General features: G+C 48.5%; 14 protein-coding genes and 1 riboswitch. Of the genes, 2 read left to right on the forward strand and 12 right to left on the reverse strand.

Annotation, left to right across the window (positions count from 1 at the left end; all coding sequences use genetic code 11):
- Positions 1-50 precede the first annotated feature (50 nt).
- The 3 genes from cysD to RQM65_RS05535 form a co-directional block, all read right to left on the reverse strand.
- A complete protein-coding gene (gene cysD / locus RQM65_RS05525) occupies positions 51-953 on the reverse strand; it encodes a sulfate adenylyltransferase subunit CysD (protein ID WP_314013264.1) in 903 nt (300 codons plus the stop codon).
- A gap of 268 nt (positions 954-1,221) precedes the next feature.
- Positions 1,222-1,845 carry a phosphoadenosine phosphosulfate reductase domain-containing protein gene (locus RQM65_RS05530; protein WP_314013265.1) on the reverse strand — a complete coding sequence of 208 codons (624 nt, stop codon included), beginning with the start codon at positions 1,843-1,845 and terminating at the stop codon, positions 1,222-1,224.
- 15 nt (positions 1,846-1,860) lie between these two features.
- Entirely contained in the window at positions 1,861-1,995 is a 135-nt protein-coding gene (locus tag RQM65_RS05535) for a DUF2061 domain-containing protein (RefSeq protein WP_314016792.1), read from the reverse strand.
- Between RQM65_RS05535 and RQM65_RS05540 the strand changes: the two genes are divergently transcribed.
- Complete coding sequence (locus tag RQM65_RS05540; protein WP_314016856.1) at positions 1,931-2,167, forward strand: hypothetical protein; 237 nt, start codon at positions 1,931-1,933, stop codon at positions 2,165-2,167. The two genes, RQM65_RS05535 and RQM65_RS05540, sit on opposite strands and share 65 nt — an antisense overlap.
- Positions 2,168-2,361: 194 nt before the next feature.
- Here RQM65_RS05540 and RQM65_RS05545 read toward each other — a convergent pair whose 3' ends face one another.
- The 5 genes from RQM65_RS05545 to metK all read right to left on the reverse strand — a co-directional run bounded on the left by RQM65_RS05545 (position 2,362) and on the right by metK (position 10,775).
- Complete coding sequence (locus RQM65_RS05545) at positions 2,362-2,772, reverse strand: RrF2 family transcriptional regulator (protein ID WP_314013267.1); 411 nt, start codon at positions 2,770-2,772, stop codon at positions 2,362-2,364.
- A gap of 24 nt (positions 2,773-2,796) precedes the next feature.
- Complete coding sequence (locus RQM65_RS05550; RefSeq protein WP_314013269.1) at positions 2,797-3,969, reverse strand: trans-sulfuration enzyme family protein; 1,173 nt, start codon at positions 3,967-3,969, stop codon at positions 2,797-2,799.
- Positions 3,970-4,115: 146 nt separating this feature from the next.
- Positions 4,116-7,502 (reverse strand): bifunctional aspartate kinase/homoserine dehydrogenase I, encoded by a 3,387-nt coding sequence (gene thrA / locus RQM65_RS05555; RefSeq protein WP_314013270.1) that lies wholly within the window; start codon positions 7,500-7,502, stop codon positions 4,116-4,118.
- Between the two features lie 60 nt (positions 7,503-7,562).
- On the reverse strand, positions 7,563-8,843 hold the full coding sequence (locus tag RQM65_RS05560; protein ID WP_314013271.1) for an O-acetylhomoserine aminocarboxypropyltransferase/cysteine synthase family protein: 1,281 nt from the start codon (positions 8,841-8,843) through the stop codon (positions 7,563-7,565).
- 206 nt (positions 8,844-9,049) lie between these two features.
- Positions 9,050-9,200: riboswitch (SAM riboswitch) on the reverse strand.
- A 318-nt stretch (positions 9,201-9,518) separates the two neighbouring features.
- The gene (gene metK / locus RQM65_RS05565) at positions 9,519-10,775 is read right to left on the reverse strand and encodes a methionine adenosyltransferase (protein ID WP_314013273.1); all 1,257 of its coding nucleotides are present in this window, start codon (positions 10,773-10,775) and stop codon (positions 9,519-9,521) included.
- A 266-nt stretch (positions 10,776-11,041) separates the two neighbouring features.
- Here metK and RQM65_RS05570 point away from each other — a divergent pair, with 266 nt between their 5' ends.
- On the forward strand, positions 11,042-11,656 hold the full coding sequence (locus RQM65_RS05570; protein WP_314013274.1) for a deoxynucleoside kinase: 615 nt from the start codon (positions 11,042-11,044) through the stop codon (positions 11,654-11,656).
- 120 nt (positions 11,657-11,776) lie between these two features.
- Here the strand turns inward: RQM65_RS05570 and RQM65_RS05575 are convergent, their stop codons facing one another.
- From RQM65_RS05575 to RQM65_RS05590, 4 genes are all read right to left on the reverse strand, one after another.
- Entirely contained in the window at positions 11,777-12,781 is a 1,005-nt protein-coding gene (locus tag RQM65_RS05575; protein ID WP_314013275.1) for an App1 family protein phosphatidate phosphatase, read from the reverse strand.
- Positions 12,782-13,060: 279 nt separating this feature from the next.
- Complete coding sequence (locus RQM65_RS05580) at positions 13,061-15,436, reverse strand: sodium-translocating pyrophosphatase (protein WP_314013277.1); 2,376 nt, start codon at positions 15,434-15,436, stop codon at positions 13,061-13,063.
- A gap of 121 nt (positions 15,437-15,557) precedes the next feature.
- Positions 15,558-16,085, reverse strand: a complete 528-nt coding sequence (locus RQM65_RS05585) for an inorganic diphosphatase (RefSeq protein ID WP_314013279.1) — start codon at positions 16,083-16,085, stop codon at positions 15,558-15,560.
- Positions 16,086-16,156: 71 nt separating this feature from the next.
- Positions 16,157-16,759 (reverse strand): hypothetical protein, encoded by a 603-nt coding sequence (locus tag RQM65_RS05590; protein ID WP_314013280.1) that lies wholly within the window; start codon positions 16,757-16,759, stop codon positions 16,157-16,159.
- Between the last annotated feature and the right edge of the window lie 3 nt (positions 16,760-16,762).

The following is a 16,762-nucleotide window of genomic DNA, read 5'->3' on the forward strand; positions in this document are numbered from 1 at the left end:
TTGGTTATTAGTATTGAGTACTTAGTATTGAGTATTTAGTATTTTCCAACTCAAAAATACCCCTGCTGCTTCCTTTTTTCCATGGCGGCTTCAGAGCGTTTGTCGTCGATTCGGGCACCGCGTTCGGAAATGGTGGAGTCCCTAATTTCGGCGACAACGGATTCGATATCCGAGGCTTCCGAAAACACGGCGGCGGTACAGCTCATATCGCCCACGGTACGGAAGCGCACCATTCGCTCCAAGACTTCCTCATCTTCCTCTTGAAATACATAATCCGAATGCGACCATATCAGGCCGTCCCGCATAAAAACCTTTCGCTTATGGGCAAAATAGATGGAGGGAATTTCGATTTCCTCGTTTTGGATGTAGGACCATACGTCAAGCTCAGTCCAGTTTGAAATTGGGAAAACCCGAACGTTCTGCCCCAATTCAATCTGTCCGTTCAGCATATCGAAGAGTTCGGGACGCTGGTTGCGCTCGTCCCACTGGCCAAAATCGTCACGGACGGAAAATATCCGCTCCTTGGCGCGCGCCTTTTCCTCGTCACGTCTGGCCCCGCCGATACAGGCGTCAAATTTGAATTCTTCGATGGCATCGAGCAAGGTGGTGGTCTGCAGGGAATTCCTGCTCGAATACCGTCCGGATTCTTCCTTGACCTTACCCTGATCGATGGAATCCTGAACGTTCCTCACGATAAGTTCCAATCCCAATTCCTCTACCAGCCTATCGCGAAACTCAATAGTCTCGGGAAAATTATGACCTGTATCGATATGCATCAAGGGAAAGGGAATCTTTGCCGGCCAAAAAGCCTTCTGCGCCAACCGCACCAAGGTTATGGAATCTTTTCCGCCGGAAAACAATAGCACCGGCCTTTCGAATTGCGCCGCCACCTCGCGGAAGATGTAAATGGCCTCGTTTTCCAAGGCGTTGATGTGAGATGTATCCTGTTTCATAGGGATGCGGTTATTATTTGAGGGTTATTTATTTTTAAATTTTGAAAACCAACAGTTTGAGGAAAGACAAAAGGGATAAGGAATAAAGACTTTTACCTCGGTTTGTTAGCCTATTCATAATCTTTGTCATTCACTGTCTTTTAGACTTCGTTCGCTCAGTCCTGTCTCCTTCCGTCCTTGCTCCTTTCGTCCTTGCTCCTTCCGTCCTTGCCCCTTTCGTCCTTGTTCTTTTTTCCTTGTTCTTTTTTCCTTGTTCCTTTCGTTAGAGTCAAGAATGGAGTCCGCATTCCCGGTTCTCCAACACTTTGGTCGGATCGAAATAATGGTGCTCGTTAGGCAAATTATGTTGTTTCAAATAGGCGTCCAGCTGGGTATCGCTCCAATGATAAAAGGGACTCACCTTTAACACGCCATTTTTGCCAAGGCTCAAAATATCGAGGGAATCGCGCAGTGCGGTCTGGCCCTTTCTCAGATTGGTGAACCAAACATCCGGCCTGTGTGCCGCCATCGCCCTTCGAAAAGGCTCCAGCTTTACCTGTTCGGTAAATTCGGCATGCCTGGGATCGTCGATCTGGGGAATCCCCATCACGCTGTCCCGATGCGCCGTCGTCTGTTTAGGCACGTACAAATCGATGTTCAGGTTCAAGCGCTGGATCAAGTCTTCGGCATGTTTATAGGTGTTGGGTGTATTGTACCCCGTATCGCACCAAATTACGGGTATATCCTCCCGCACTTCGGAAACAGCATTTAGTATGGTTACCTCATAGGGCCGGAAATTAGTGGTCACCACTGGCCTATCGGCGTATTCCACCGCCCATGATATAATCTCCTCTGGCGGAATGCCCTTGAACTGTGCGTTCAATCGTTTGATCGATTCTTGTGAAAATCCCATGTCGAAACTATTAGTTTATCCTGCTTGTTTCCCCCAACTTATTTTATTCCAAATACGCTCATGAAAAAAATATAAAACCATTTTCGTGGCAAAGTCAATCGAAGCAATCGACGCCGCTATGGCCACCTCTCCCGTAAGGATGTACGATATCAACAAGGTGTCCATCGTGCCAATTACCCTCCAGCTCGTCGCCTTGGCAATACTGCGCAAAGGCCGTTCGGATTTCCGTGCTGCGGAATATTTCTTTTGGGAAGCCTCTTTATTTAAAATCAAATGGTCTAAAATCATTGGTCGATTAAATCTAATTACCCCATCAACTTAATAGAGTAAACAAAAATAGGAGTAAATTATTGGTATGGGCAAAGCTTTATTCCCAAAAATTACAATTAACCTATAGATTTAGTAGATTGATAAAATAATGGGGGATTAATTAAGGAATGTTCAATTGAGACGGGGGACTTTGACTTCGGGCGCAACCTTGACGCGGGAAGATGAGTGACGGGTTGAATAAAGCTTTTAAATAATCAAATCCGCCAAGGTATTGTTCCGATAAACTTCCAGATTGGCGTCCCTCACTTTGAGCATCAATTTGTTGACGGAACAGGAAGCTTCATCGGGACAGTCATCGCACTTTTCGTAAAAATTCAGGCTTACGCACGGCACCATGGCAATCGGACCTTCAAGGATGCGCATGACGTCGGTCATCAATATCTCCTCTGGGTCCTTTATAAGATAGTATCCTCCACCCTTTCCTTTCTTTGATCCCAGAAATCCGGTTTTCCGGAGAGTCAGCAGAATACTTTCCAGAAATTTTTGTGAGATATTCTCATTCTCTGCGATTTCGGCAATTTGAACTGGATTTTTATCCTTTTGGGTAGCCAAATAAGTCAAAGCTTTAAGGCCGTATTTCGTCTTTTTGGAGAGCATTACGCGAAGATAGGGAAAAAGAGACTACCCCAATGCCTGTTCGATATCTCGGATAATGTCATCCACATGTTCGAGCCCGACCGAAACGCGGACCATACCGTCGGTGATTCCGGTTTCCGATCGTTCTTCGGTCGTTAGCTTGCTGTGGGTGGTCGATGCGGGGTGGGTGACGATACTACGGGTATCGCCTAGGTTGGCAGAAAGGGACAACATCTGAATGGAATCGAAGAACTTTTGTCCGGCTGCCAGTCCGCCTTTGACCTCGAAAGCGACAACACAGCCACCGGCTTTCATTTGTTTTTTGGCGATTTCGTATTGGGGATGGGATTTTAGGAAAGGGTACTTTACCCAATTTACCTTAGCGTGTCCTTCAAGATATTCCGCCAATTTTAATGCGTTTTCGCAATGTCTGTCCACACGAACCGACAAGGTTTCCAGGCTTTTGGAAAGTACCCAAGCGTTAAAAGGGGAAAGCGACGGGCCGGTAATTCTTGAGAACCGATATATCTTATCTATCAGTTCACTGCTGCCTACCGTAATACCGGCCAGCACCCTACCCTGGCCGTCCATCAATTTGGTACCGGAATGGATGACCAGATCTGCTCCGGATTTTATCGGTTGTTGTAAGTAGGGGGACGCAAAGCAATTGTCAACAATAAATGTCAAATTATGTTTTTTGGCGATGTCGGCCAAAGCTTCCATATCCAGTACATCGACTCCGGGGTTGGTAGGTGTTTCGGCATAGAGAATTTTGGTGTTCGGTCGGATGAGCTGCGATATCTTTTCAACCTCGTCTACCTTGAAATAGGAATGTTCGATATTCCATTTTGGCAAAAAGTTCGTGAATAGCGAATGGGTAGATCCGAAAACGCTACGGGCCGAAACGATATGGTCCCCGCTATCCAACAGTGCCGCAAAGGTGGAAAACACCGCCGACATGCCCGATGCAAAAGCGTAGCCCGCCTCTGCTCCCTCCATTTGGCAGACTTTTTCAATGAATTCTGAGGAATTGGGATTGGAATAACGCGAATACACGTTCCTTTGCTTTTCTTCCGCAAAAGAGGCCCGCATATCCTCTGCATCCTCGAATACAAAGCTCGATGTCAGGTAGAGCGGGACGGAATGTTCCAGGTTTTCCGTACGGTTCAGTTGGGTACGGATCGCGTTGGTCTCAAATTTATTTTTCTCGTTGCCCAAAATATGCTGTCTAATTATCTAAGGTTTACATTTCTATCAGTCACAGACCAACCATCAATCGTCATCGTTCACCAGTCACCCGCCGCCCGTCAACCATTATCCGTCACCAGACATCCGTCATCCGAACCCCGTCTCTTTTCTCCTCCTCACCCTTTCTCCGCAATCCGCAAAATATCACCAAAAACCCCTCTTGCCGTTACCGCCGCCCCGGCCCCGGCACCTTGGATGACCAGCGGATGCTCCCCGTAGGATTCCGTATAGATTTCGATAATGGAATCGGAACCTTTTACCTGGCCAAGAGCACTCTGTTTGGGCACGGAAATCAGCTCTACGTCCAAAATTCCCTTTTCCTTTTGTAGGTCGCCGTGCAGGTCGCCTACGTAGCGTAATACGTGATCGGGCTGCTGCTCTTTTTTAAGGGTATCGAATTTTTCGTCCAAAATATCGAGCTGATCTAAAAAGTCTTCGACCTTCCCTTTTCTTAATTTCTCGGGAATCAGGTTCTGGATATCGATATCGGAGAATTCATTGCGCAACCCCAGTTCCCGCGCCAGAATCAACAGCTTGCGGCCTACGTCGTTGCCGGACAGATCTTCCCTAGGGTCGGGTTCGGTATAGCCGCTGTTCATCGCATCCTTTAGAATATCCGAAAAGACTTGGTCGGATTCCGAAAAGGTATTGAAAATATAGCTTAACGAACCTGAAAAAACCCCTTTGATCTGGGTGATGTTCTCGCCAGAAAGGTGTAGTAACTTGATGGTATCTATTAATGGCAAGCCGGCACCTACGTTCGTTTCGTATAGGTATTGTTTTTGGTTTTTGTCCAGTTCATCACGTAGAGATCGGTAGTAATCGAAATCAAGGGTATTCGCGATTTTATTGGAAGATACCAAGTCGAACCCGTTTCTGACGAAGTCCACATAATGTGCCACAAAATCCTCGCTGGCGGTATTATCAACCGCAATCAGATTTTCGAGGTGGTTTTCCTTGGCGTACAAAATGACGTCCTCGAGCGCGTAAGGTATCCCTTTTTCGTCGAGGGAGTTCTTCCAGTCGTTGGATATCCCATTTTTATCCAAAAGTACCTTGCGGGAATTGGCGATGGCGAAAATTTTGACATCGATGCCCTTACGTTCTTCGATGGACTTAGCGGATTTTAAAATTTGGTCGATCAGCGTGCCGCCTACGTTGCCGTGTCCGAACAAGGCCAGGTTCAACTTGTTGCTTATCCCAAAGATTTGGCCGTGCATCACGTTCATCGCTTTGTGGAGGTCCGCTTTTTTCACCACCAAACTGACGTTCTTTCCGGAGACCGTATTGTTGAACAACAGCGGCACGATCTGATTCTTGATCAGGGCATTATACGGAAGATGGAAGGTACTAAGGTCCTGCCCGACTACCGAAATGACCGATACTTCCTCAAGTACGGTAATCGTGTTGATGTCCCTATTGACATAATCGCCCTCGAATTCGGCGTCCAAAGCTTTTTTGGCCCTTAAGGCCTTATCGGAATCCACCACCAGGCCGATTCCCCGCTCCGAAGACCCTTGTGAGATGATACTGACACTTATGTTGTTCCGTTCGAGCGTTTTAAAAATCCGTGCATCGATACCTACTTTTCCCAGTAGTCCCCGCCCCTCAAGATTGATCAAGGATACGTTTTCGATAACGGAGAGCGATTTAATGCCTTCTTTTTCAGTCTTCGCACTGATCAAAGTGCCTTCGTTATCATTGTTGAAGGTGTTTAAAATACGCAGCGGGATATTCTTCTCGATAAGCGGAATGATGGTCTTCGCGTGTAAGATCGTCGCCCCGAAATTGGCCAGCTCGTTGGCTTCCCCATAGGATAGGTTGTCGATACGTCTTGCATCGGCCACAAGATCGGGATTGGCGGTAAAGATGCCATCGACGTGGGTAAAGTTCTGTAGCTCTTCGGCATTGAGAAAGTTAGCGAACAAAGCCGCGGAATAATTGCTGCCGTTTCTGCCCAAAGTGGTCGTGTCGCCATTTTCGTCCGAAGCAATAAACCCAGTGATTATGGGTATCGCATCGGGCTCAAGCTGCTCGAATCTTTTGAGTATGCTTTCTTTGGAGGCTATCTCCATCACCGAGGCATCCCCGAAATTGGAGTCGGTCTTTACCAACTCCCGGGCATCCATAACTTGCGCATTGAGTCCCCTGTCCCGCAACGCATGGGCAACCACTTTAGCGGAAATCAGCTCCCCGAAAGAAAGTGCCTGATCTTTAATCTTGGCACTGTAGTCGCCCAGAAGGGCCACTCCCTCCAAGAGTTTGGTCAGCGCTTCGAACTCGGAGGATAAATCGATATTTTTAAAGTTGAATTTCTGATACTCCGCAAAAGCTTCCAGCTCAAGCTTATACTGCTCTCGTTTTGCGGCCGTATCCAACATCGCTTCCAGTTGGTCGGTCGCTTTCCCTCTGGCGGACAGGACCACCGCAATAGGCTCCCCGGCCTTTCCCCTGGTCGTTAAAATTTCCAAAACCCGTTCAATACCTTCGCCGTTGGACAGCGACCTTCCGCCGAACTTCAGGATCTTGACCCGGCCTACCTTTCCGTTGCTATCGAAAATGGGTTTTAGCAACTGTTCCATCTGCTCGAATTCGATCAAAAAGGCATCATGGCCGTGCAGGGAGTTGACTTCCCCGTAGGTCACGTTACTGTTCGCCTGGGCAAGCCGCTTATAGGTGTCCTTATTCTCCTGGGCCGTAAAAAAAAGATCGGAATCGACCCCGATGATATGAATGTTGGTGTCGCTTCGTTGTAAGTTTCTGAAATTCTCCTGTCCGTCACGGGTTACGTCGATGGTCTTCAGCAATTGGTTCATCAACTTGTAGGCCGACAACTGAAAGCGATCCTGCAGTTTATCGCCGTGGTGCATCAACCAGCTCTCGACGTTAAAGACCTGCAGCTCTTCGTTGGTACTCCGTTTGAAGCGGTCTTTAAACGACTCGGGTGTTCGGTAGCATAACATGGCGTGCATGCGTGCGTCATGGACCGGCTGCTTTGAATTGATCAAGAACTGCTCCTGTATCTGGCAATTGGCAATCAACCAGTCGGTAGATTTCCAATCGGATGCCACGGGGACCAAGTGTTTCGTGATTTTAGGATTGATAGCGGCCATTTCCCAAGCGATGCCCCCACCTAGGGACCCGCCGATAATGGCAAATAGCCTGTCTATCTTTAGCTGCTGTAAGCCCCATAAAAAGATGCGGGCGATATCACCGGCCACAAAATCCTTATAATTTTCGATAACGAACCCATTGTGGCCGTTGCCCGGCACATTGAACGAAAGTATCGTATATCTATTGGTATCGATACGTTTGCCCTCCCCGATCAGTGCGGACCACCAACCGCCGTCGCCGGTAACATTGGAGTTTCCGGTGAGGGCATGGTTCACGAGTACGATGGGCGCGGAATGCAGCTCGCGCCCGAACAGCTCGTACGAAAGTTCGATATCTTGGTTGACACCGCTCAGGGTGGTATAGTTCTTAAGTTTTAAATGATGGAGCATCTAATTTTACATCTTAAGTTCAACTCCTCTTTTCAATGGGCGATGCCCTGGAAGATGGCGCTACGCGTCAATTGTTGCAAACGCATTTTCAAGGTCGGCTTTTAGGTCGTCGATATCTTCAAGCCCGACCGAGAGACGGATCAAATCTTTGGTCACCCCGGTAGATTCCTGGGCTTCGTCGTCCAATTGCTGATGGGTGGTGCTTGCGGGATGGATTATCAATGACTTGGTATCCCCAATATTGGCCAGCAGCGAAAAGAGCTTCGTATGGTCCGCTATTTTTTTCGCGGATTCAAAGCCGCCCTTGACCCCAAAGGTAATGAGGCCACTCTGTCCCTTAGGCAAATACTTTTGCCCCAGATCATAGTATCTACTGGACTTCAACCCTGGATAGTTCACCCAGGTCACCACGTCGCGACCTTGTAGCCATTCGGCCAAGGCCAGGGCGTTTTCGCTGATATGTTTCATCCGCACCTCGAGCGTTTCCAGACCTTGAATAATTTGCCAGATATTGAAAGGGCTCGGGGCAGCCCCTAAATCCCGTAATCCTTCGATCCGGGCCTTTGCGATGAATGCTGCCGGACCCAAGGCCTCGTGATAGACTAACCCGTGATAGCCCGGGGAGGGCTCCGTGAATTCGGGAAAATTGCCGTTGCTATAATCGAAGGTACCGGCATCGACGATGGCTCCACCCAGGGCGGTTCCGTTACCGTTGATGTACTTTGTCAAAGCGTGAATGACGATGTTCGCCCCGTGTTCGATGGGATTGATCAGGGCGGGCGTTGCGACGGTGTTATCCACGATAAACGGCACCTTGGCCTTTTTAGCCACCTCTGAAATCGCCTTGAGGTCCAACACATCCAATTTCGGATTGCCGAGGGATTCCACAAAGACCGCCCGGGTATTGTCCTGCAGCGCTTTTTCAAAATTCGCCGGATCGGAAGGGTCGACAAAAGTGGTTGTAATACCCAGTCTCGGCAGGGTTACCCCGAACAGGTTGTAGGTACCCCCGTACAGGCTGTTACTGGTAACGATATGGTCGCCGGACTTTAACAGGGTCAAGAAGGTTGTCGATAGCGCGGCCATGCCCGAAGCCGTAGCCACCGAAGCTATACCCCCTTCAAGGGCTGCCATACGCTGTTCGAGCACATCGTTGGTCGGGTTGTTCAACCGGGTATAGATAAAGCCCGGTTGCGAAAGATTGAAAAGGTTGGCTGCATGGTCCGAATCCTCAAACACGTACGAGGTGTTTTGGTACAGCGGCACGGCACGGGTTCCCCCATGGGCCTTTACGTCATGTCCGGCATGTAGGGCGTTGGTAGCAAATTTAGAATCGCTCATGATTTTTGGTTTTTATTGTTAGCGTACTTATTGATAGTGTTTGTTTTAGACCGCTCAAAGGCAATAGCCGTTTCCAATATCCACCGGGTGGTTAGCGGACTGCCATTTCAATCGGGTCTAAAGCGGGCTCCCGAGGGTTTGTCCCAAGCTGACTCGATAATATCAATAAGTTATGAAGAAAGTAAATTACGGAAGGTAATTCGTTTGTGTTATCTGCCTAGTTGCCGAATCCGAAAATCTTCAAACATCACTAAGTAGAACGTAGCACCTTCTCTATACCCTTCCGAAAGCAATCGGTAGGCAAGAGGGTTGCTAAGGTTTCATAGGGTCCAATCCCTCCACCTTTCTTGATAACTGATCAATACGTGTTTGAACGTTCGAAAACTCTAAAAACAAATATACTCATGCTACTTGAAAAACCGAAAGTTTTGGGAATTTTATTTTTTTCTTTGCCTAGGCACGACACAGCGAAAGCTGTGGGCGAGCCGAAGCGTTGGCAAAGCATAGCCTAAGCTACGGTGGATAATTTTAACGACGGCAAAGGAAAAAAGAAAGATACAAAAATCCGGGTCTTCAGTTGGCAGGAGTAGATAACAACGGACGATGGGATTTTCCTAATGCAAAGCCATTAAAATCGCTTTCCATATCAAAATCCAATAAAATTGTTGGATTAAATCATAACTTAAATGATTTTTTAACCTCCGCTACCCTATCCAACTTTTCCCAAGTGAACAATTCCACCTCTTTTTCGACACGGCCGCTGTAGGGAGATTCGTAAATCTTTTTGACCGTTTTAGGTTCTTTCCCCATGTGGCCGTAGGCCGCGGTTTCTAGGTAGATCGGATTTCGTAGTTTGAGGCGTTCTTCGATGGCAAAGGGACGCATATCGAACAATTCCGCGACCTTTTTGGCGATTTCCCCGTCGCTTAGTTCGACTTTCGAGGTGCCGTAAGTCTCCACGGAAACTGAGGTAGGCTCCACCACCCCGATAGCGTAACTGACCTGTACGAGCAGCTCTTCGGCCACTCCTGCGGCGACCAGATTTTTGGCGGCGTGCCTGGCGGCATAGGCGGCACTGCGGTCGACCTTACTCGGATCCTTTCCGCTGAAGGCCCCACCTCCGTGGGCGCCTTTGCCCCCGTAGGTATCGACGACAACTTTTCGGCCCGTGAGTCCCGCATCGCCATGGGGGCCCCCAATGACAAATTTTCCGGTCGGGTTGATATGATAGGTAATCCGATCATCGAACAGGCCCTGAATGTTTTTGGGCAGCTGCGCCTTCACCCGGGGAATCAATATCCCCACGATATCTTCCTTTATCTTGGCCAACATCTTACCATCATCCGTGTCGAATTCGTCGTGCTGGGTAGAGACCACAATAGTGTCTATCCGTTGTGGCACATTTTCATCGGAATATTCCAAGGTTACCTGCGCCTTGGCATCGGGCCGTAAGTAGTTGATTTCATCATTTTCGCGACGCAGATCGGCCAAAACCTGCAATAATCTATGGGATATGTCAAGGGCCAACGGCATGTAATTCTCCGTTTCCTTGGTGGCATAACCGAACATCATACCCTGATCACCGGCGCCCTGCTTTTCCTTGTCGCCACGATCTACGCCTTGGCTGATATCTTGGGACTGTTCGTGGATCAGTGATATGACCCCGCACGAATCGCCGCTGAACTGGTACTCCCCCTTGGTGTATCCGATGTTGTTGATGGTTTCGCGTGCAATGTTCTGCACATCCAGATAGGTGTCGCTCTTGACTTCGCCGGCAAGCACGACCTGCCCTGTAGTAACCAAGGTCTCGCAGGCCACCTTACTTTCTGGGTCGAAGGCCAAAAAATGGTCCAACAACGCATCACTGATCTGGTCGGCGATTTTATCGGGATGACCCTCACTCACGGATTCGGAGGTAAATAGGTACGACATAGTATGCTATTTTACAAAGAGGAAGCGGATTTGAATGTCGGAACCAAAGAAGATGACGGGAAGCTTGTTCCGATCAACTGCTTTAGCATTTTTTCTAGAGGTTGCAATCAGTCAAATCCTTCCTCAGTTTCTATCGACAAAAGTACACAAACGGGAAAGAAATAAAAATTTTTACCGCGTTGCTTTTCCGTTATAATTTTCCTCTTCCCCGAGATACTTCGTATATTGTAAGCTCCTTTAATAACGAACCTTTAATCCGATCCCTTATGCATATTGCGGTTGCAGGAAATATTGGTGCCGGTAAAACTACCTTGACCCGATTGTTGGCCAAACATTACCAATGGGAGGCCAATTTCGAGGATGTTGTGGACAACCCCTACCTCGACGATTTCTACAACCAAATGGAGCGCTGGAGCTTCAACCTGCAAATTTACTTTCTCAACCAGCGGTTTCGACAGATTCTAAAGATCAGGAAGAGCGGCAAGGACACGATACAGGACCGCACTATTTATGAGGATGCCTATATCTTCGCCCCCAACCTGCACGCCATGGGGCTGATGACCAATCGGGATTTTACGAACTACGAAAGCCTTTTCGAATTGATGGAAAGCTTGGTACAGCCGCCAGATCTTTTAATCTATCTGCGCAGTTCGATTCCCAATCTGGTGGACCAGATCCATAAACGCGGTAGGGAATATGAAAACAGTATATCCATCGATTACCTCAGCCGTCTCAACGAACGCTACGAGGCTTGGGTTCATGGGTACGAAAAGGGAAATTTATTGGTCATCAACGTCGATAATGTCAATTTCGTAGACGACCCGGAGGATTTAGGGACGGTGATCAATAAGATCGATGCGGAGATTCATGGACTTTTCTGAACGGGGCGGGGGGGATTAAGACCCTAAAGGTTTTTCCCGTTGGTTCGAAAGTGCTTCTTTTCAGAAAAATATAAAAAAAGAAAGAATCCCCCGATAGAAAACCTTTGGGGCCTTAGCAACTCAAATAAAACCGTTTTCCCTGGCATGCTCCACGGCCTGCGCACTGCTTTCCACAAACAGCACAGGAGTAAGCTTATATTCATCGAACAGCCCCCGAACCCGCTCCATTTTTCGTTTATGGGCCACACTTCTCAGATAGATGGCCAAAATGTTTACGGGATATCGTTCCGCAATTTCCTTGTAGATATCGGCATCGTGCTCGCCGCTATCGCCTATCAGAATAAATTTGAGATCGGGATAGGTTTTTAGGATGTTGAAAATCTCCTTCTGCTTTTGCGGCTTTTCCTCCTCCTTTCCGAAGCCGCCCCACCGCGGGAAGTTCCGCAATAAAATGGGTCCTTTCGGAAAATTGTTCTTGGCCAGGAAGAGTTCCAAATAGCGATACAGGTTCCAAGGGCTGTGGCTGACGTAAAAAATGGGATTGGCGGCCGCGCCGGATTTTCCGCGATGCAGTTGTCCGTAGAACTCAGCGGCACCTTTTAGGGGTAGGCGCTGTCCCGGCTTTTTGAACAAGGTATTGAATACCACTTTCCACTTTAACGACGAGACCACTCCCGTATGGAGTATGGTATCGTCGATATCGCTGATGACGCCGAAGTCCGCCTGGGCCGAGGGAATCAAAATCTCTCCCGGGAAACGGTTCTGATGCAGTATTTCCCTTTTTAAAGCTGTATCTGTATATGAAATTTCATAACCCACCCAACTTTCTTCGTTGGCCTGCTTCCTTAAATTCTGCACCGTAGTATCTATACGGTAATAGCCTCGATTATCGGTAGTTCCGGAAAGGGAGGTGCCATCCCGAAACCGTATGCTTATCCCGGTATTCCGGATTTCATCGGTCTCGAATCGCTTAAAGGAATTCCACAACAGATTGAAAAATCCCTTTTTCGAAAGGTCGATTTCCTCATCCTCCAAAGCCCTGCCCCTGGCATAAAAATGCGTATTGGTGCCATAACTTTGAAACGTGATAATCTGAAGTTTGTCTTTTTTTCCGAACCAGGCCATCAGGTCAAATATAGGGAAAAGGTTGGTGGATAAATGACGGAAAGAGCAAGGAAGAAAGATGAATTTACTTTGAACTCGTTTAGACTTTCTCTCTAACCTGCAAATTTTACATTTTGCATTCTAATTTTGTCTTTTTGTCAAATTGAGTCATACCAGCTTTTTGTCAGGATAGCGGTAGAACTATATCTTGCAGAACGAAGTCCTGTACCATAAAAAAAAGGAGGCCTTTCACCCGGAAAGACCTCCTCTTCTTAAATGTTCAATCAAGAACAATTATGCTCACTTTCGGATATCGATACTCTCGATGGTTATCTCCGCCTCGGAAGCTTTTGAATCCATTGTGTTGTTCTCAAAAGCTTGCAACTGGCTTTGAACTTCGGCCTGGGAACCCGTAAAAGTCTTTTCCTTCGTGATTCTTTCCCCGTTGACCACTGAGGTGTAGGCGATGGTCGCTTCGGTGTAATCGTCCACATCAGTAGCCATTTCCACTTGTATTTCCTTTGCGTCATCAGTCACTGCCAGTCCCGTTTCACCCATGGCGATACTCGGGGCGATGACCAGTGCTACGACGGACATCAATTTCAACAGAATGTTCAACGAAGGACCGGAAGTATCCTTAAAAGGGTCTCCGACCGTATCGCCTACAACTGCCGCTTTATGGGCATCGGTACCTTTGCGGCCGTCTGCTTCGATCATTTTTTTTGCATTGTCCCACGCACCCCCGGCATTGGACTGAAAAATGGCCATCAAGACTCCAGCGGTGGTCACGCCCGCCAGAAGACCGCCCAACATTTCGGCGCCGCCTATATAGCCGACCGCAACGGGCACGGCAATGGCAAGCAAACCAGGCAGTACCATTTCCTTGAGGGATGCCTGCGTAGAGATGGCCACACATTTATCGTATTCGGCAACCCCATCGGCGGCGTCAAAAATCGCACGGTCCGCCGGCGTGGCCTTTGTCATATCGGAATCGTATTTCCGCATCACACCCAAGGCGGCCTTTAATTCGGGAATATCACGAAACTGACGACGCACTTCTTCGATCATGGCCAGGGCGGCCCGACCTACGGCGTTCATCGACAGGGCCGAGAACACGAAAGGCAGCATGCCCCCTACCAGCAGTCCCGCCATAATATCGGGCCGGGATACATCGATAGAGGTCACGTTGGCGACTTTCATAAAGGCAGAGAACAAGGCCAAGGCGGTCAAGGCCGCGGAAGCGATGGCAAATCCCTTTCCGATAGCGGCAGTGGTATTCCCCACGGCATCCAAGGTATCGGTACGTTCACGGACCTCACTGGGCAATTCGGCCATTTCGGCAATACCCCCGGCATTATCGGAAACCGGACCGTAGGCATCGACGGCCAACTGAATGCCGGTATTCGCCAGCATCCCTACGGCGGCTATGGCAATACCATACAATCCTGCAAAATAATGCGAGATCAAAATAGCGGCCGCAATCAGGATGATCGGTACGGCGGTGGACATCATCCCTACGCCAAGTCCAGAAATAATATTAGTGGCGGCACCGGTTTCCGATTGCCTTACGATTCCCATAACCGGCTTGGTACCGGTACCTGTATAATATTCAGTGATCTTACCAACGCCCAGACCGGCTACCAGACCGGCAATGGTGGCCCAAAAGATACCCATGGCCCCGCTCGGAAGTCCCTCGACGGATTCGGGTATCATAGCGTTAATGATGAAATAGGAAGCTACCACCATCAGTCCCGCAGATAGGAACTCCCCCGTATTCAGGGCGGCTTGCGGGTTGCCTCCTTCCTTGACCCTTACAAAGAAGGTTCCGATGATGGACATGATGATCCCCACCGCGGCCAGCACCAAAGGCAAATAGACGGCACCCAATCCCCCGAAATCGGGAGTGATGATAAAGGCGCCCAAAACCATGGTTCCAATAATAGAGCCTACATACGATTCAAAGAGGTCGGCACCCATCCCGGCGACATCTCCTACGTTGTCGCCGACGTTATCGGCAATTGTCGCAGGGTTCAGCGGGTGGTCTTCGGGAATGCCCGCTTCGACCTTTCCCACCAAATCAGCGCCCACATCGGCCGCCTTGGTATAGATACCGCCGCCCACACGGGCGAAAAGGGCGATGGAAGATGCCCCTAGGGAAAATCCGGAAAGCACATTGAGTACCAACTGCAAATTCTCGGCCCCGGGCCAGATATTCTGATAGACCATAAAGAGTCCGCTGAGCCCCAAAACCCCAAGTCCCACCACACCAAGGCCCATGACGGAACCGCCGGCAAAGGCAACTTCGAGAGCCCGGCCCAAAGAGGTTCGGGCGGCCTGGGTGGTTCTAACATTGGCCTTGGTAGCGACCCGCATTCCGATAAATCCGGCCAAGGCCGAGCAAATGGCACCGACGATAAACGATACGGCAACAGTGCCGTGGGAGCCCGTTTCTCCCGTACCCTTAAAATATAGAAGTACGGCAACGGCCAGCACAAAAATCGAAAGGATCTTATATTCCGCTTTTAGGAACGACATCGCCCCATCGGCAATGTTCTTCGCGATTCGCGCCATTTTAGCATCGCCGACCTCTTGCTTCGAGACCCATGCATTTTTGATAAAAACGAACAAAAGGGCCACGATTCCGAAGACCCAGAGATAATTGACTAGTATTTCCATGATTCAGTTAGGTATTTTTTAACGGCGGCTAAAGTAATGAAATTGGACAGAATAAAAAAAGCCATCCCGATTAATAAGGATGGCATTTGTTACAGGGCAATATAATTGATGTCCGCGGTCCCTAAATCATAAAGGTACGCCGGTGTCTGTGATCGCTTTCTTGATATCTTTTTACACATTGGTGATAGATTTCGACAGCTTTGTTGACATCACTCCAGCCGCCGGTATCGACCTTTTTCTTTTCGAGGTCTTTATAGACCTTGAAAAAATGTTCGATTTCCTTGAGACGGTGCGGATTCAGGTCGCTTATATCGCTGTTGCTGTTCCAAATTGGATCGGAGACGGGTACACATATTATTTTTTCATCTGGGCCTTTTTCATCGGTCATGTGAAAGACCCCTATCGGCCTGACCTCCATCACCACCATCGGATAGGTAGGTTCGGCCCCTAATACCAGCACATCGAGGGGATCTGAGTCCAAGGCCAGGGTTTCGGGAATAAAACCGTAGTCCCCGGGATACATCATCGAGGAGAATAACATCCGATCAAAACGGATTTTATTTAGGGTAAAATCGTATTCGTATTTATTTCTGCTTCCCTTTGGGATTTCAATCAATACGTCGAAGGTAATGTTCGCTTTAACAGCCATTTTAGAACTTTTTAAGAGTGCGAAGGTACGAAAATGAATTGGGAAAACGAGATTCGGCATATGTAACCGATCTAAGAAATTCTTTTGAAGCAGAGGGCAGATATAATCCTATGGTGGTTCGCTTGCATCGGATTTACGCCATGGGGTACGATGCCGCCCTGTAGCAATATGGATTGACCCGGTCTTAGGAATACGGACTGGTATCCCCAGAACCTATCCTTATATATAGAAGCAAGGCTTTCGTTGGATCTTTCACAATACAGGTTTAAAAGCCCATGGGCATGGTTTTTCGGAAGGGTCGAATGCAAACAGGTGATCAGGGTGAGGTCGCAGTAATCTACATCCCTATGGATATCGAGGTAGTCGTTTTCTTCGGCATAAAAAGTGTATGTGCCCCGCTCACCGCTAGGCACGATGTGCATTTCGGTACGGTCGCAAAGATGTGAAAGAAGTTTTTGCGAGGCATAAATGGCGTTCTGTACCGGTCCGCCACCGACCGCCCTGAATTTTCTTTTGGGCGTACCGCCACGTTCCGTTATTTCTCCATCGGCAACAATATGCTTTTTTGACTTCCTGTACAGTTGCAAAGCCTCTTGGGCAAAACTGTCGAACAAAGCATTTTCGAACAACCGATCGAAAAGGAAATAGGGTGTTATGTCAGCTGACGTATTCATTGA

It is taken from the genome of Pricia mediterranea, from assembly GCF_032248455.1.
Taxonomy (GTDB): Bacteria; Bacteroidota; Bacteroidia; order Flavobacteriales; family Flavobacteriaceae; genus Pricia; species Pricia mediterranea.